This window comes from Alteromonas sp. 07-89-2 (assembly GCF_013113925.1).
Lineage (GTDB): Bacteria > Pseudomonadota > Gammaproteobacteria > Enterobacterales > Alteromonadaceae > Alteromonas > Alteromonas macleodii.
The window spans coordinates 1-16,761 of the sequence record NZ_VTYM01000024.1; the positions used below are offsets into that span (position 1 = coordinate 1).

The 16,761-nt window shown below is 44.5% G+C and carries 15 protein-coding genes and 1 pseudogene; 11 read left to right on the forward strand and 5 right to left on the reverse strand.

The annotated features are described in order from the left end of the window. The 9 genes and pseudogenes from F0261_RS15080 to F0261_RS15120 all read left to right on the forward strand — a co-directional run. A partial coding sequence (locus F0261_RS15080; RefSeq protein WP_171337449.1) for a hypothetical protein occupies positions 1-80 on the forward strand: 80 nt, incomplete at its 5' end. A gap of 417 nt (positions 81-497) precedes the next feature. After that, positions 498-3,056 (forward strand): GGDEF domain-containing phosphodiesterase, encoded by a 2,559-nt coding sequence (locus F0261_RS15085; protein WP_171338364.1) that lies wholly within the window; start codon positions 498-500, stop codon positions 3,054-3,056. Positions 3,057-3,228: 172 nt separating this feature from the next. Beyond that, positions 3,229-4,581, forward strand: a complete 1,353-nt coding sequence (locus F0261_RS15090; RefSeq protein ID WP_168463503.1) for an alkaline phosphatase PhoX — start codon at positions 3,229-3,231, stop codon at positions 4,579-4,581. A gap of 274 nt (positions 4,582-4,855) precedes the next feature. Beyond that, positions 4,856-5,032: a hypothetical protein gene (locus F0261_RS15095; protein ID WP_155279885.1), complete on the forward strand. Its 177-nt coding sequence runs from the start codon at positions 4,856-4,858 to the stop codon at positions 5,030-5,032. A gap of 7 nt (positions 5,033-5,039) precedes the next feature. Next, positions 5,040-5,507: pseudogene (locus F0261_RS15100) on the forward strand (catalase-related domain-containing protein); the annotation flags it as partial. A 158-nt stretch (positions 5,508-5,665) separates the two neighbouring features. Then, entirely contained in the window at positions 5,666-6,280 is a 615-nt protein-coding gene (locus F0261_RS15105; protein WP_171338365.1) for an ankyrin repeat domain-containing protein, read from the forward strand. A 242-nt stretch (positions 6,281-6,522) separates the two neighbouring features. After that, entirely contained in the window at positions 6,523-6,663 is a 141-nt protein-coding gene (locus tag F0261_RS19995) for a hypothetical protein (protein ID WP_239240177.1), read from the forward strand. 82 nt (positions 6,664-6,745) lie between these two features. After that, on the forward strand, positions 6,746-7,798 hold the full coding sequence (locus F0261_RS15115; protein ID WP_171338366.1) for an aldo/keto reductase: 1,053 nt from the start codon (positions 6,746-6,748) through the stop codon (positions 7,796-7,798). A 110-nt stretch (positions 7,799-7,908) separates the two neighbouring features. Then, the gene (locus tag F0261_RS15120; protein ID WP_014977486.1) at positions 7,909-9,063 is read left to right on the forward strand and encodes a Na/Pi symporter; all 1,155 of its coding nucleotides are present in this window, start codon (positions 7,909-7,911) and stop codon (positions 9,061-9,063) included. A gap of 92 nt (positions 9,064-9,155) precedes the next feature. Here F0261_RS15120 and F0261_RS15125 read toward each other — a convergent pair whose 3' ends face one another. Then, a complete protein-coding gene (locus F0261_RS15125) occupies positions 9,156-10,319 on the reverse strand; it encodes a DcaP family trimeric outer membrane transporter (RefSeq protein ID WP_171338367.1) in 1,164 nt (387 codons plus the stop codon). Between the two features lie 257 nt (positions 10,320-10,576). Between F0261_RS15125 and acs the strand changes: the two genes are divergently transcribed. Both acs and F0261_RS15135 read left to right on the forward strand, forming a co-directional pair. Next, positions 10,577-12,523, forward strand: coding sequence for an acetate--CoA ligase (gene acs / locus F0261_RS15130; RefSeq protein ID WP_171338368.1), 1,947 nt, complete (start codon positions 10,577-10,579; stop codon positions 12,521-12,523). A gap of 18 nt (positions 12,524-12,541) precedes the next feature. Next, complete coding sequence (locus F0261_RS15135; RefSeq protein ID WP_014950824.1) at positions 12,542-13,186, forward strand: response regulator transcription factor; 645 nt, start codon at positions 12,542-12,544, stop codon at positions 13,184-13,186. On the opposite strand, the gene F0261_RS15140 is transcribed toward F0261_RS15135, so the two are convergent. The 4 genes from F0261_RS15140 to rimK form a co-directional block, all read right to left on the reverse strand. After that, the gene (locus F0261_RS15140) at positions 13,146-14,135 is read right to left on the reverse strand and encodes a hypothetical protein (RefSeq protein ID WP_014980380.1); all 990 of its coding nucleotides are present in this window, start codon (positions 14,133-14,135) and stop codon (positions 13,146-13,148) included. The two genes, F0261_RS15135 and F0261_RS15140, sit on opposite strands and share 41 nt — an antisense overlap. A gap of 68 nt (positions 14,136-14,203) precedes the next feature. Next, positions 14,204-14,638, reverse strand: a complete 435-nt coding sequence (locus F0261_RS15145; protein WP_014950822.1) for a RimK/LysX family protein — start codon at positions 14,636-14,638, stop codon at positions 14,204-14,206. Between the two features lie 17 nt (positions 14,639-14,655). Then, positions 14,656-15,687: a succinylglutamate desuccinylase/aspartoacylase family protein gene (locus tag F0261_RS15150; RefSeq protein WP_014950821.1), complete on the reverse strand. Its 1,032-nt coding sequence runs from the start codon at positions 15,685-15,687 to the stop codon at positions 14,656-14,658. A gap of 48 nt (positions 15,688-15,735) precedes the next feature. Further along, a complete protein-coding gene (rimK, locus tag F0261_RS15155; protein WP_014950820.1) occupies positions 15,736-16,641 on the reverse strand; it encodes a 30S ribosomal protein S6--L-glutamate ligase in 906 nt (301 codons plus the stop codon). Positions 16,642-16,761 lie beyond the last annotated feature (120 nt).

Consider the following 16,761-nt stretch of genomic DNA (forward strand, 5'->3'; position numbering starts at 1 on the left):
TGGAAGAAGGTCTTCGTTTCGCAATCCGTGAAGGTGGTCGTACAGTAGGTGCTGGTGTTGTATCTAAGATCCTAGACTAATCTAGACTTAGCAACACAAGCCAAGAAAAGCGCACTTAGGTGCGCTTTTTTATGCCTGCGATTTAGAACGTCACTCCCTCGCAATCTGCATAACAGAAAGCTTTGGGGAGAGAAGGAAACACGCCGTAAACTTACCCTTCTTTTTAAGTTAGTGCTTCGACACCGCCCCCCCTGCGTTGTAGAGTTTCAGAGGGCACAGCACTCACTCTCTAATACAGAAATAACTTAAGGCCCGGCGGGTTTTATGGGGAAGCGGACAAACTTATTTCAAAATGACTAGGTTCGAGGCTAGCCTTAATCGCAAGTTGAGCTATGCTTAGGCATTGATAAATTTGAAACTTATTATCGTCCTGCCTTTTTTCCGTCAGTGCGAAGTGGCAAACTCCATTTTAATGTTTTAACAAGGTTTTATAAGTAATGTCATTCGAGTCAGTTTTAAATGAATCGGAGTTCAGCACAATTGTTTTGGAAAATCGTAGTGCTTATGAGCAAGATTTATTAGGGTTTAATGAGTTACTTCACGCTGACTATCTCTTTTTAGGCGTCAAAAAAGCGGATAAAATTTCCGTATTAGTAGGGCTTGCGCACGACTCTCCAATTTCACAAATTGAATATGACCTGAAGGGTTCGCCTTGTGAAACTGTCTTGCTAACTGGAGCGTGTGGTTACAAGTCGGACATTTGCGAGCATTTTCCCGATGATCAAACTCTCAGTGAGCTTAATGCGCAAGCGTATTTAGGCGCGGGCCTCTTTAATGAGAAAAACCAAGATATTGGTTTACTCGTTGCTATTTTTAACACTCCCAAGCATGACATCAATGAGTGGTTACAAGTTTTCTCACTTCAAGCTAAGTTGTTTTCTACACAACTGCAGAAGGACTTTTTCGCAATAAAAACCGCGCGTAACCTAAGCCTTATTGATGAAATAAGCCGTATGTCGAAAACAGGGTCATGGGAGTTTTATCCTGAAACTGAAAAGTTAATATGGTCATCAGAGACATACCGTATCTTCGGTTTACCAGTCGGTAGTGCCATAAACGTCCAAAAAGCCATCAACTCTTTCGCCCCGGGATATACTGAGGAGTTAACGCTCGCATTTGATAACCTCCGTTTTCACCAACAGCCCTATGACATTCAGTGCAAAATTATCGATTCGTCAGGCACTATTCGATGGGTAAGAGCCTCTGGGAAAGCGGAGCTTTATAAGAATGGCGCAGTGAAGCGTCTTTTCGGTGCATTTGAAGATATTACTGAATATAAAACCGCGCTTACTCTCAATGAAGAGCGAGCGATGAAAATTCAAAATATTTTGAATAATATCAATGATGCTGTATTTAGTATCGACGTCAAGGGCACAATCACACATTGTAACGACATTGCGCTTAAAACGTTTGGTTACACGCGAAGGGAGTTAATCGCTCAGTCTGTAGAGATTCTAATGCCAGAACCTTATGCGTCTAACCATGCTTTTTATATGCGCAATTATATGGAGACTGGGGTAGGTAAAATTATAGGAGTAGGTCGTCAGCTTCCGGCTAAGCGAAAAAACGGCGATATATTCCAGATGGAATTGTCATTGTCGGAGAGTTTTGACCAGGGTGAAAGGGGATTTATAGGTGTTATACGGGATATTAGTGAACGTATAGAAGCGCAGGATACCATTTATAACCTCGCTTATACTGACTCTGTTACCCGCCTTCGAAATCAGCAGTGGTTCCATCAACGCTTTAAAGACTTGATGTTACGCGCATCGTTAAAGCAAGAATATATACATATTTTGTTGTTAGATATCGATAATATGGCGCAAATCAATACGCGTTTCGGCTTTGGTAATGGCAACTATGCTATAAGAAAGATTGCAGAGCAGTTGCTTTTCGTCATCGGCCACGATTATGAAATTTTTAAATATGGCGGTGATAGTTTTGTCGTACTGTCTAAAAAAACGTACATAAAAGAAGACCTTCATAAATTTGATGCGAACTTAGTGGAAAGCGCACTCCTTAGTCCACGTCATTTCGATATTGTCATAAATTCAGTGAAATGGTCTCTTACTGCGTCACTTGGCAGTGCTATCTTTAACCCGCAAGGTCAAAGCTTTGAGTCAATCATCAATGTAATCGAACAGGCTGTTAAAAGGGCAAAAAGGTCGGCACCTTTTGGTCTTTGTCATATTTCAGAGGATGGGTTTAAAGAGTTCGACCGTTATTTAGATATAAAATCTAAGCTTGAACAAGCGATAGAACGCGATGAATTATCAATAGTACTTCAGCCTCAAGTTACCCATGATGGAACGATTTCTTCTTTCGAAGCGTTGGTGCGGTGGTACTCGAAAGAGTTAGGTCCAGTAAGCCCAAGTGAATTTATTCCTATTGCCGAAGATAGCTACGCTATCTGCGAAATAGGTGACATAGTTTTAAGAAAAACGCTGAGCGTTATTAGTAACTTCGTGAAAAGCGGTTTAAAAACCAGTATTGCGATCAACATAAGCGCTAGACAAATCGTTGTGCCTGACTTTATAAATTCGCTACTTTCTCGCGTAAATCAATACGGCATTCCACCTCACATGTTAATGCTGGAATTAACAGAAACCGCTTTAGTGGTGGATATTGAGCTGGTTAAGGAAACCATGCTTGAACTCGCAAGATTCGGCTTTCGCTTTTCAATTGATGATTTCGGTACTGGATATTCCAGTCTTGCATACCTGAAAGTTCTCCCTATCAGTGAGCTTAAAATTGATAAGTACTTTGTGGACGACATAGGAAAAGACTTTGATGGAAAAGCGGCGCAGATTGTTGATGCAATTATTGAAATGGCCAAAGCACTGAATGTCACATGTATTGCAGAGGGTGTAGAGAGTGAAGAGCAGCTAAAATACCTAATAGGTAAAGGCTGTGAAAAATTTCAAGGCTATTACTTCTCAAGGCCTGAACCGGAAGCACATTGGGCGGGAATCAATGAAAACACAAAACTGCCCTAAATTTAATGAAAGTTTGCAATTATCCGCTATTGGCTAGCCAAGTCTTGATCGTGTTCTAGGTTCTCTTTTCCACCTGAAAAAGCGGCTTTCTTGTAAGTTTTATAAGCTCCTTTTGTCATACTGTAACAATACCGAGTTATAATTTTTGAATTTAGTGCTGTGAGAGACTTTGATGATAACACGACGCCAGTTTTTAGTAGGCTCTTTGGCATTTGGTGGCCTAGCGACCAGTGCTTTTGGTAAGAAAACAAATTTGGCGTCTATGCCTATTAGTGAAGGCTATGGTGCACTAGTCGCCGACCCTCAAAAGCTGCTCGATTTACCTAAAGGCTTTAGCTATAAGGTTATATCAAGCCTTGGAAATAACATGTCTGATGGTATGCATGTACCTGACAGAGCGGACGGTATGGGTTGTTTGCCTGTAGAAGGCAGTAGCGACAAAGTGGCGCTTATACGTAACCACGAACTGCACCCCAAACATTTAAGTGCTCAGCCAAAGTCTATTCAAATGCATACTAGCGAGTTGGCCTATGACAACTATCATAGTGGCGTTGCTTTACCAGGCGGCACCACAACCATGGTGTATAACCTTACCACCAAAATGGTAGAGCGAGAGTTTATCAGTCTTGTTGGAACGGTAAGAAACTGCTCGGGCGGCATTACGCCTTGGGGCACGTGGCTAACGTGTGAAGAGTCCGTAGACCGACCTCATGGCCCCAACGGCGATTTAGTAAACAAAGATCACGGCTACATATTTGAAGTACCTGCAAATGCTGACTCACTCATTGAAGCTAAACCGCTTAAAGCAATGGGGCGCTTTAACCATGAAGCGGCATGTGTTGACCCCAAAACCGGTATTGTTTACCTGACTGAAGATCAAGGCGACAGCTTGCTTTATCGCTTTGTACCTAACGAGTTCGGTAACTTGGCAGCTGGCGGCCAATTAGAAGCCCTGGTAGTAAAAAATAAACCTCAGTTTGATACACGTAACTGGAATTCCACAACTATGCCATTGGCGACGTGGTTCGACGTTGAGTGGATAGCATTAGACAATCCAGAAAGCCCGAACGATGACTTACGCGCTAGAGGATACGAGAAAGGTGCTGCCTTATTCGCTCGCGGTGAAGGTATACATTGGGGTGAAGATGAGCTTTATTTTTGCTGTACTAATGGCGGCCAAAAGCAGCTCGGTCAAGTAATGAAACTTGTTCCTTCTGCTGATGGTAAACAAGACAAGCTTCAGCTATTTTTAGAAAGCGAAGACAAGAACTTATATAACTTCGGCGATAACTTAACCGTATGTCCAAACGGACATCTTCTGGTGTGTGAAGACCAATATACCGACATTGTTGATAACCATTTACGCGGTGTTACACCAAATGGAGAAGTGTATAACTTTGCAAAGCTCCATGCGCAAACTGAACTTGCTGGCGCGTGTTTCTCGCCTGACGGTAATACGCTTTTCGTGAATATTTACTCTCCAACGAAGACCTTAGCTATAACCGGGGCATGGCTTGAAGGTTAGAGATCAGAGGTTGGAGACCAGATATTAAGGGTTCTCTAGTAAACTGGCGTCATTTATTTTTATTACTTTAAAATGGCGCCGCTATCCCCAAAGTGTGAACTGCAAATTTCTATCAACCTTTCTTTCGTCACGCATCATTTACTTACTTTCATACCTTTTCTCGATTAACGAGTACCTTTACAATCTAATAAATTAATTATTTGAATCGTTTTAACCCGTTTTAATAGTTTTGTTCAATTAATGATAATACGCTCAACTTAAGAAGGAGAGCCAAATGAGCGCACTATTAAAAAAGCTAACAACGGCGAATAGCCACCGTGTTTCCTCCACAACTAATCAACCCATTCGAACGCAATGCAATTACGCTGATAACTATTATGGCGACCAAGTTTGCGTAGAAGTCAAAGCCCCTAAACCTCGTACCAACCTTCATGTGGGAGTACAGCTGTGAGAACCTCAAAAATGCGGTTATCAATAACCACGAACAGCATGGTCAGCTACGCACAACGAGTACTAATCGCGATGTGAACTACCAGCCAAGTCGACGTCTTGATCTTAACGAAGAACCGGCGTTCCGTTACTCAAGCAAACCGCTTGCAGGTATGACGCAACAAATTCCGTTCTACAAAGAGCAGAACTTTAAACAAGCAGGGGAGTTTTTCAGAAAGCTAACCAAAGAAGGCCAGCAAAACCTGATTAATAACTTAGGTGGAGCACTGGCATCGGTGCCTGAAGAAGAAATCCGCGTCATTATTAGTGCTTATATGTACAACGCAGATAAAGACTACGGCAAAGGCGTAGCTAAACTAGCAAACGCACCAATGGCTAAAGTCCGTCAAACGGCGAAAGACTTGATGGAACAGCAGGCTGCACGTGCAGCTAAAGCGAAACAAGTTGCAGAAAGCCTGACGGCGCTAATGCAATAAACCAGAGCTACTAAAGTCAGAGCTACTTAAGTCAGAAATATTAAAGTCAGAAGTACTAAAAGGTGGACTATTTATCGTTGATAAATAGTCCACCCAATGCGTAGCTACCTAATTTCAATTACTTTTCACTTCATGCGTCGATAAATAAAGAGGGCACAATGTCTATTTTTAAGCACTCACTACTATCAACACTGTTCGTTATTGTCACTCTATTCAGCTTCGATGCCAGTGCTGTAACACAAGTAACTAGCGCGGCGGACAAACCTGCGCAATCAGCTTCGCTATCTATGGAAGCACTAAAAGTGCGGTATTTCGACGCAGCTAGAGAAGGCGACAGCACCATGTTGCAAGCCTTTTATAACGCTGGGCTAGATGTAAACGTCGCAGATGAAAAAGGCTATACAGCACTTATTCTTGCGGCGTACCACGGTCACACTGACACCGTGAACTTTCTTATTGAGCAGGCGAAGGTAAACCCGTGTCAAGAAGACAACCGCGGGAATACTGCACTTATGGGCGCTATATTTAAAGGTCATGTCAGTGTGGCAAAGCAGCTGGTATTTGCCGATTGCGATATAGACGAAGAAAACGCACAAGGGCAAACGGCGCTAATGTTTGCAAGCCTCTTCAATAGACAAGAGGTTGTAAGCAGCCTAATAGAAAAAGGCGCAAATCCCAAGCATGTAGATAAAGCTGGTAACTCAGTGGCAGATATAGCCTTGTCGCAAGGCAATTACGCGCTGGCTGAGGCACTGAACAAAGATAATAAGTAGCTTACCTCACCGGCTTTACGAAATAGGGGAAGCAGAAAAACATTGGCTGATGCGCTTGCTGCTTCGCCACTAGTACTAGAAAACCATGAGTCTACCCAAATTACGGGTTACAGGCTGACCGTTTAGTTGCTGCGCTCACGTCTATCGTGTTAATTCTGGTATTGATCAAGAGTTTTGCGACATTTCACCGAGCTTTTGTTAACTTTCTTACTTTCTTTTATCGCTGTAAGCGTCAGTATCAAATGATTGATACGAGAAAGTTAGGGTTTGCAGAGTTAAAATCACTCGCAGAGTTGGCGAATGAAATGGTCGAGTCCAAAAGAGATATTGAGGCGCGGCTAGCAAGTGTAGAAGCCGAGTTGGCCACTAAGAAAGCCTCATAACCACAGAGGGCACTTTTATTTCTTAAGCGGTCGACTCATTATTGCATCAATAAGGTATAAGCCAAGCAAGGTAGAAGCAAAAATGAAGTTTAACCGCTTAGGAAATAGCGACTTACAGGTGTCGGATGTGTGTTTGGGCACAATGACATGGGGCATTCAAAACACCCAGCAAGATGCAGACGAGCAAATGGCGTTTGCCCTGGATAAAGGCGTGAACTTTGTCGATACGGCCGAAATGTATCCTGTTCCCCCAAATGTAGATACCTATGGCGATACAGAGCGCATTATCGGTAATTGGATTTCGCGGAACGAATCAAAGCGCTCTGACATTGTTTTAATGACTAAAATTGCTGGCAGCGGTTTGAAGTACATTCGCAACGCAGGGCCCATTACAGCTGACGCTATCGCAAACGCACTCACCTATTCATTAGAGCGCTTAAAAACCGATTATATCGACGTTTACCAGCTTCATTGGCCGAATAGAGTTACACCTCATTTCGGTAAGCATTGGCCGGATGGTGCTGATCCAACCAAAACCAATCGAGAAAAAGAACTGGATGGTATGCGTGATATCCTTTTAGGCATTAAGCGCGCGCTGGATGAAGGGAAAATTAGACACTGGGGGCTGTCAGATGACACGCCTTGGGGCATTCACGCCTTTCTTACACTTTGCAAAGAGCTGGATATGCCGCTTCCAGTTTCTATCCAAAATGAGTTCAGTTTACTTCATGCGAAAGACTGGCCTTATTTAATTGAAATGTGTGAACTAGAGAACATTGCTTACCTTCCGTGGTCGCCGTTAGCAACGGGTATGTTAAGTGGTAAGTATCAGGATGGAGCCAGACCGGAAGGTAGTCGTTGGACACTAGCTCAGCGTATGGGGTTATTTAGAGATAAAGCGCCAGCGCAGGCAGCTACAGCTGAATATATGAAGATTGCAGAAAAAGCAGGAATAACACCTTCGCAGCTCGCGTTGGCGTGGTGTAAGCAAGTGCCTGGTGTTACCTCAACAATTATTGGTGCTACCACTGTGCCTCAGCTTAAAGAAAATATAGACGCGTTTGATATTTCACTTTCGAAGGAAACATTGGACGACATTCACAGTGTACTAAGGCAGTATCCTTTAGGCTTCTAAGCGAATTTATTTTCTTCCTAAGAATGGCGGGGTAGCACTTCACTCCCCGTCATTTTTGTGTAATACGCACGTCATATTATGAGTTTTTCAAGTATGAAGTTGTGCGTATTATGTCAATGATTGACCCTCAACTAGCCCAGAACAGCGTGCTAGAAAAAGCACATAACTGGCGTAAGTGGCTTCTTTTAGCCTTGTTAGTCTATGTGATGTTATTAGCTGTCAGCATGATTGGCAGCGGATTCAAATTTGCTACTGGCGACCACGCGAAATCTCTTTTTAGTTTTGCTTCTAATCCTGTCATGGGATTGATTATTGGTATGGTGTGTACCGCACTTATTCAGTCTTCAAGTACGGTTACCTCTATTATTGTCGGAATGGTAGCGGGTGGTTTACCCATAACTATCGCTATACCCATGATGATGGGTGCCAACATTGGGACCAGTATTACCAACACCTTGGTGAGCCTTGGTCATGTTGCAAAAAAAGATGAGTTTCAAAGAGCCTTCAATGCGGCCACTATTCATGACTTCTTCAATGTACTGTCGGTACTAATTTTCTTACCTCTTGAAATGGCGTTTGGTATTTTGGAGTTTTTAAGTGCCCAATTGGTTGCGCTTATCCATACAGGTGAAGCCATCGGTGTGTCTGGTGTTAATCCTATTAAAGCGATGACGCAACCGGTAACAGACATAGTTACACAAGCATTCTCCTTTTTACCTTCTATTTATCCGGGCGTAGCGAAAATAATTCTTGGTATCGGCCTTATTATGTTTTCAATTACCTACATGGGTAAAATTATGAAATCACTTATGGTAGGCAAGGCAAAGGCGTTATTGCATACCAGCATAGGAAAAGGGCCACTCTCTGGAATAACGTCGGGTGCTGTGATGACAGTGCTAGTGCAATCCTCGTCAACCACCACATCGCTCATGGTTCCTTTGGTTGGCAGTGGAATTTTAAAAGCTAAGGATATCTATCCGTTCACATTGGGCGCAAATATAGGCACATGTATCACTGCGCTTATCGCAGCGTTGGGTGTAGTGGGGGTTAATAGTGGATTTGCACTACAAATAGCGCTTGTGCACCTGATTTATAACGTTCTGGGCGTTACGCTTATTTACGGGCTGCCTTTATTGCGCAATATTCCGCTCAATTTGTCTTATCAATTATCAGTGATAGCGGCAGAGCGGAAAATGTACGGCGCAGCTTATATCGGTGGCTTATTCTTTATTATGCCATTGGGTATCATCTTCACCACTATGTAGCTAACTTAGCGCGCCATTCTATTTTCTGTATGCACAAAAAAACGGCGCTGATGAGCTCAGTGCCGTTTCTCTTTTTTAACTTAGCGCGTTTCTTAGAATGCGTATTTTGCTGAAACTTGGAAGCGGTTCATGTCGCCTTCAAGGCCGGCTTCAATCTCACGCTTTGCGAAAGCGTATTCAGCACCAACGGTTAGCGCTTTAGTTGGCGAGTACAAGTAGTTTACACGTGTACTATAAGTGCTTTCAGTGGTGGCTAAACCTGTTAATGATACGTCATTGTCTGCTTCAAACGCCGAGAACATGATGCTACTGCGCGCTTTTTCGCTCCACTTGTGACGATACGCAATGCCGTAACCTGTTGAGTCTATGGCTTCAAGGTCGCCGCTTTCGGTAAGTACTGCACCATTAACTGCGTTTAGCGCAGAGTATCTGCCTAAACCTTTACCCGTGTTGAACGTGAAGCGAATATCGTCGCCATTAGACAAATTGTATTTACCGGTTACCGATACACCAAAGCTGGTTTCGTCCGCATCAATGCCAGCGGCATTATCGTAAGACAACTGTCTTAATAAGCCCGCTACTTTTACATAACCCCAGTCATACTTTGACGTATAGGCAGCTACAAAGTCTGGAACGCTGCTGTCGTCACTCGTAATTCGGCTACCACCGCCAAATGGCGTAATGGTTGATTCTGGGTTTTCAAGCGCAAGCTGTAGGCCGCCGTTGGTATATCTCACCATCACTTGACGGGCAAAGGTGATGCCGTCAGTGGTACCAATAAAATCAAGTGATTCTGGTAATGAACCTACGTCCATAAAGGTCGTCCATGTTTGGCCCACCAACCAATTCTTGTAAGTTAAGTACGCGTGGCGTACTCGCGGAGTGTAGGAGTTACTGATTCGCTCATCACCGCCGCTCGTTACAAGGAAGTCGAGTTCGAATACACCGTTAATTGTGTCGCCTTCAGCCGTAGGCGTTGACGTTGCAAAGCGGAATCGTGAGGTTCTGATATGCGCGTCAAATTGTGGATCTTCGTCAACGCCACCAACAGGTGTTAGTGAAGGAATATAGAAATCGCGACCTACGCTACCTGATGCAATGGTGCCATCTGAGTAGTCACTAACCATAGCGTCGACTTTAACGTAGCCTGTGAATTTCACACTTGTGTCGCCGATTGTTGCTGCTTGTGCTGCACCTGTAGATGCTGCCAGGCACAGCGCTACTGCTGTAACCGTATTTTTTATTTTAGCTTTCATCGTGTCTGTTCCAAAAAAGTGGTTAAATAAATGTAAATTCAACGTTAACATTGCTGATTGTGTACTTATTATCTCAAATTTAAATAAGCCGATGGTCGCATAAGACTATAGTCGTAATGCTTTTAGTCTAACTTTTTAACTAGCACCTTAGTTGTAGGCTGCTAAGACCAAAGTCTCATTTTGCTTTGCGGGTGAATAGCTAGAGTGTTTCACCATACAACAAGAATTTTACATTATTGATATTGGAGGCAATCTTTATGACCGCCAGCAAAACTTACCCTGTGCCTGAGAACATTCTTCAATCTACTCACTTGACTGCAACGCAGTATGACGAGATGTACAAGCAGTCAGTAGAGCAGCCCGAAAAATTCTGGGCTGAACACGCGTCCATGCTTGAGTGGTATCAAAAACCAACCAAAATTAAAAACACCATGTTTGGTGAAAAAGATGTGTCTATCAAATGGTTCGAAGATGGTGAGTTAAATGCCAGCTATAACTGTATTGACCGCCACCTAGCTGATAATGCCACAAAAGTTGCCTTTCACTGGGAAGGCGACTCACCAGAAGATAGTCAAGATGTGACATATCAACAAGTTCATTATGAAGTATGTAAATTAGCGAATGCGCTTAAAGAGATGGGGGTAGCCAAAGGCGATCGTGTCGCCATATATATGCCAATGGTACCCGAGGCTGCCTACGCTATGTTGGCATGTGCACGCATTGGTGCGGTACATTCGGTCATTTTTGGTGGGTTCTCGCCTAACGCCATAGCCGACCGTATTAACGACAGTAGTGCAAAAGTGGTAATTACTGCCGATGAGGGCCGTCGTGCTGGAAGAAGTATCCCGCTTAAAGCAAATGTGGATAAAGCGTTAGCCGATGATGCCTGCCCGTCTATTACACATGTTTTGGTACATAAATTAACAGGCGGCGACGTGGACTGGAATGCGAAGCACGATGTGTGGTGGCATGAGGCTGTAGATGGTATGTCTGCCCAGTGTGAGCCCGAAGTAATGAACGCAGAAGACCCGCTTTTCATCTTATATACATCGGGGTCTACGGGCACACCAAAAGGCGTAGTGCACACCACAGGCGGTTATCTACTATATTCCGCTATGACCTTCAAATATGCTTTCGATTACAAAGACGATGACGTTTACTGGTGTACGGCCGATGTTGGTTGGATCACAGGTCACAGCTACATGGTTTATGGCCCTATGGTAAATGCTGCATCACAAGTGTTTTTTGAGGGTGTACCGACTTATCCTGACGTTAAGCGTATTGCGCAGGTGGTAGAAAAATACAAAGTAAATAGTCTTTATACCGCGCCAACTGCTATTCGTGCGTTGATGGCACACGGTGATGTGCCGGCTGAGGGATGCGATTTATCTTCGCTACGCTTGCTCGGAACGGTAGGTGAGCCAATTAACCCAGAAGCATGGGAGTGGTATCACCGTGTTATTGGCGAAGGTCGTTGCCCTATCATTGATACATGGTGGCAGACTGAAACCGGCGGACACATGATTTTACCGCTGCCAGGCGCCACAGAATTAAAACCAGGTTCAGCAACGCGTCCGTTTTTCGGAATACAGCCTGCGCTATTTGACGCAGACGGCAATGAGCTTGTAGGGGAAGCAGAAGGTAACCTAGTAATTAAAGACAGCTGGCCAAGTCAAGCGCGCACGGTTTACGGCGATCACCAACGCTTTATTAACACCTACTTCAGCGCATACAAAGGCGTGTACTTCACGGGCGACGGCGCACGTCGTGACGAAGATGGCTTCTACTGGATCACCGGTCGTGTGGATGACGTATTGAACGTATCGGGTCACCGCTTGGGTACCGCTGAGATTGAAAGTGCACTTGTTGCCCACCCTAAAGTGGCCGAGGCTGCCGTTGTTGGTTTCCCACATGACATTAAAGGGCAGGGGATCTATGTTTATGTAACACCAAATGAAGGGGTTGAAGCAGATGAAGCCCTTACTAAAGAGCTTAAGGCGTGGGTGCGTCAAGAGCTAAGCCCGATTGCTACACCTGATATGATCCAATGGTCTCGCGGATTACCTAAAACCCGCTCTGGTAAAATTATGCGCCGTATTTTGCGTAAGATTGCCGCCAATGAGCATGAGCAATTAGGTGACACATCTACGTTGGCGGATCCATCGGTTGTTGATACACTGATAGAGGAACGTCTAAATAAGTAGAAACTAAGGATATAGACAATGATAACCCTTCTAATCGCAGATGATCATCCGCTGTATCGCGATGCACTAAGAGGCGCGTTGTCGTTGTCACTTCCAGCCTTAACCCTCAAAGAGGCGGGAGACCTGAATACAACGGTCGATATTCTCAATAATGAGGATATCGACTTATTGTTGCTTGATTTGCACATGCCCGGTAGCAATGATTTGTTTGGCTTGCTGCATATTCGAAAACTCTTTCCCGAACTTCCTGTTGCCGTAGTCTCTGGCACAGAAGACACCACACTTATTTCAAAGATTATTAGCGTGGGCGCGCTAGGGTTCATCCCAAAAACAGCCAGTGCGCAAGATATTGCAAACGCCGTAGAAGCAATTCTGGATGGCGATGTATGGCTACCTGATAACTTAAGTGAAGACGTTGATGAGGTGAATGAAGAATTCTCTGAATTAGCGGACAAAGTTGCCTCGCTAACGCCTTCGCAATACAAAGTGCTTTGTTACATGCGAGACGGCTTGCTGAACAAGCAAATTGGCTTTAATTTAGATATCGCAGAGGCCACGGTAAAAGCGCATGTTACTGCTATCTTTAAAAAGTTGGGCATAAACAACCGCACACAAGCGGTACTTATTGCTTCACAACTTGAGTTGGAGCCGCCGGTTCAGTAACGTCGAACTTAAGCACGGCTTCTGAGGTAGCAAATTCCGGTAAGAACTTTTCTAATGCCAAGCGGCTTTGTTCACTGAGCAAAGGATTGTCAATTTCAATAACCGTTCGCCCTTCGGTAAGTGCCATACCTTCTCTAAAGTTATCGTGAGCTAACAGTAGCTCCTGAAACTTACCCGTTTCGAAGAGCCTTAACAGACCTTCAGCAATCCGCCCGGCTAATGCCTGATTGTCGCTTCCTACAAAGAAAAAGATGGGGCTTGGATACGATATTATAAGGTGTTCATCAATAGTTAGGCCGCGAGAAAGGGTTTTGTCTGAGAGCTCCTCTTTGATTTCCATTACGCTTCTTGGAAACATATCGGCGAAGCCTTCCGAAACAATGCGAAATGACGCCCGGTAGGTCGTTTCCAACACTGGGATATCGTTTGCGCGAAATATCTTCGTATCGGGCCAGTCGTAGCCCAAAACCGCGCGGTATGCTCGTAACGCGTTTAATGACTTCACTTCTTTAAGTCGCGTATCGCCTTCTCTGACCAGCAGTGCACGCTTACCAAAAAGTCCCGCCATAATGGGAATGCGAATGGGCAGGAACTGACGTTCACGTTCTGTCGAGGTAACGCTCCACGTCACGTCTAGCATGTTGTGTTCAAGGCTGCGTAGTTGACGTTCTTGCGCCGTTTCTTGGTCGCTGACGATCAGTTCAAAAGAACCGTATTGAGGTTCAGTAACGCGCAGTGATTCTGTGAGAAGACGTTTAGCGTAGGCGTATACGGCGTCTCGCCCAGGATGAATATTTGGCAAGCGGAGAACGGTGTGAGGTAAGTCAGTACTTACCTCACTTGTGTTTTCCTGCTGAGCATGAGCACTCAATAGTGTAAATACACTCAATAGCAAAGCGGCAACACTTAGGGCTTTTTTCGTAACGTCCATATTTTGTATTTCATGCACTAAACGCATGCCTTACTGCAAGTTGCCGCATGTATTAACGTTGAATAACCATTGGCAAACTTGTATTGCTAGTCTTTCCCCGTCAGCAAAAAGTCGTGCTCGGGGTCTACAATAAATTGACCACTCATCGCTTCTCTTCCGAGCAGCATCAAATAGGTCATTTCAGAGCGGTCCGTTAGGGTTAACTGAATATCCCACTGGTACCCGTCCATTATTATAGGCGTAATTATAACATAGCGCTTCTCAAGTGTAGCCGTTGAGCTTTTTACGCGTTTTTGTCCTTCTACACGTGCTTCTCTGCGAACCACGCGTTCAACGTTGTGAATGTCCGGATGAATATCAAATTTAATCCATAATTCACCGTCTTGATCAAACTCTTCAATGTTATCAACGTGAAGTGAAGACGTTGCCGCCCCTGTATCAACGCGTACGTTCAAATCAGAGATGGCGAGTTTTGGTAAATCGCATAGCTCTACCGCACCAACAATTTTTTTATTGTTCATCAGTTTTTCTACCAATTTTATAAAACAGGACCCTGTTCTGGTGGCAATAAATTGTCTTGTAATAATTCTACGTGTTCTGCAACAGTATCAGGCTCTGAAAAGTATGCAATGTGGTATACCGCTTCACCTTCTTGGGTAAGCGGAATATTTTGTTTACCAATTACAACACCTTCTGCAGGGCTTTCAAGGCTGTCTAAATAATTGCCAAACGGATCAGCAATAATGGCCAGTTTGTCACCTTTCTCAACATGGTCACCTAGCTGTGCTAGATGCGTCACAAAGCCACTTTCTGGCGCTCGAACCCATCCACTTTGACGCGCTATAAAACGCTCGATACTGTGGCCCTTGCTGCGGCTTTTATTCAGCATGCCCAAATGACGCATGGTATTAATAATGCCTCTTACGCCGGCACGAATAGAAAATTCGTCATAACGTAACGCTTGACCTGCTTCGTAAAGCAGAATTTTAACGCCACTTTCACTGGCCGATTCGCGCAAAGAGCCATCGCGTAACTCTGCGTTAAGAAGCACAGGTACGCCAAACGCTTTTGCCATTTCCAGTACTTCTGGGTCGTCTAAGTCAGCGCGAATCTGTGGCAAGTTACTACGGTGTATAGCGCCGGTGTGAAGGTCAATGCCGACATCGCACTTACTTACCACTTCTTTGAAAAACAAGTTGGCTAACCTACCGGCAAGCGAACCTTTTTTACTCCCTGGAAAACTGCGGTTCAAATCGCGTCTATCGGGTAAATAACGAGACTGGTTTAGTACGCCGTACACATTAACCATAGGCACCGCGATAAGGGTTCCTCTTAGGCGTTCAATCGCTTTTGAGCGGATAAGTCTGCCTACTATTTCGATGCCATTTAATTCGTCACCGTGAATGGCTGCGCTGACGAACATAATGGGACCTGGTCGCTTTCCTCGTTTAACGTAAACCGGAATGCTCATGTTGGTGGCCGTGTACAACGGCGGCATTTCTAACTCAATCTTTTTTGTTTCGCCAGGAGCAATGTTTTCACCCCCAATTCTTAAAACATCATTTACCACTAACGTTTTCCTATATTTACGTTATTGCATAGCAAAGGTTAAAGGGCGCTAGCCCTTTCCACGGGTTTTTGTTTTGTGCGGCTCTGCGCTTTTTTCAATGAACTCGATGATCATACTGGCGACATCTTTATTGGTCGCTTTCTCAATGCCTTCAAGGCCCGGCGATGAGTTTACTTCCATAACGACTGGACCGTTGTTCGAACGAAGAATATCTACGCCACAACAATTTAGTCCCATCGTTTTAGCCGCATCTACCGCTGTTTTGCGTTCCGCTGGACTTAGGCGAACTAAACTTGCCTGACCGCCACGGTGAAGGTTAGAGCGGAATTCTCCAGGTGCTGCTTGGCGCTTCATCGCAGCTACAACTTTTCCACCTACCACAAAGCAACGAATATCTGCACCGCCCGCTTCTTTAATGAACTCTTGCACTAAAATACTGGCGTTAAGACCCATAAAGGCTTCAATGATCGACTCTGCCGCTTTTTGCGTGTCTGCCAATACCACGCCAATACCTTGCGTGCCTTCAAGTAACTTAATAACCACTGGGGCGCCGCCAACCGTCTTAATAACATCGTCGATTTTATCAGGGTGGTGTGCGAAGCCTGTTCTCGGCATACCTATGCCTTTACGTGATAAAAGCTGCAACGAACGCAATTTATCTCGAGAGCGGCTGATAGCAACCGACTCGTTAAGGCTGTATGTGCCCATCATTTCAAATTGGCGAACGACTGATGTGCCATAAAAGCTAACCGATGCGCCAATTCGCGGGATAACTGCATCGTAATAGGGTAGTCGCTTACCGTTATAGCGAACTGACGGTCGCGCACTGGTGATATCCATGTAGCAGTGCATGGTATCGATAACGTCAACCTGATGCCCGCGAGCCTGCCCAGCTTCGACTAAGCGTGAAGTAGAGTAAAGACGAGGATTTCTAGAAAGAATTGCAATGCGCATTATAAAAAAGCCTGTAGTTTGTGTTTTATTTTGTCGTTTTATCGACCAATCTATCACCACGTTAGAACGTGATGATACCAATCCGTATAGATAATTGCCCATTCAGAAGGCGCTGGCAAG

Bases quoted from the DNA above. Each gene is read 5' to 3' on its own strand.
- F0261_RS15090 (WP_168463503.1), top strand. From the start codon at position 3,229: ATGATAACACGACGCCAGTTTTTAGTAGGCTCTTTGGCATTTGGTGGC.
- F0261_RS15115 (WP_171338366.1), top strand. From the start codon at position 6,746: ATGAAGTTTAACCGCTTAGGAAATAGCGACTTACAGGTGTCGGATGTG.
- F0261_RS15145 (WP_014950822.1), bottom strand. From the start codon at position 14,638: ATGAACAATAAAAAAATTGTTGGTGCGGTAGAGCTATGCGATTTACCA.
- acs (WP_171338368.1), top strand. From the start codon at position 10,577: ATGACCGCCAGCAAAACTTACCCTGTGCCTGAGAACATTCTTCAATCT.
- F0261_RS15095 (WP_155279885.1), top strand. From the start codon at position 4,856: ATGAGCGCACTATTAAAAAAGCTAACAACGGCGAATAGCCACCGTGTT.
- F0261_RS15125 (WP_171338367.1), bottom strand. From the start codon at position 10,319: ATGAAAGCTAAAATAAAAAATACGGTTACAGCAGTAGCGCTGTGCCTG.
- F0261_RS19995 (WP_239240177.1), top strand. From the start codon at position 6,523: ATGATTGATACGAGAAAGTTAGGGTTTGCAGAGTTAAAATCACTCGCA.
- F0261_RS15120 (WP_014977486.1), top strand. From the start codon at position 7,909: ATGTCAATGATTGACCCTCAACTAGCCCAGAACAGCGTGCTAGAAAAA.
- rimK (WP_014950820.1), bottom strand. From the start codon at position 16,641: ATGCGCATTGCAATTCTTTCTAGAAATCCTCGTCTTTACTCTACTTCA.
- F0261_RS15085 (WP_171338364.1), top strand. From the start codon at position 498: ATGTCATTCGAGTCAGTTTTAAATGAATCGGAGTTCAGCACAATTGTT.
- F0261_RS15105 (WP_171338365.1), top strand. From the start codon at position 5,666: ATGTCTATTTTTAAGCACTCACTACTATCAACACTGTTCGTTATTGTC.
- F0261_RS15135 (WP_014950824.1), top strand. From the start codon at position 12,542: ATGATAACCCTTCTAATCGCAGATGATCATCCGCTGTATCGCGATGCA.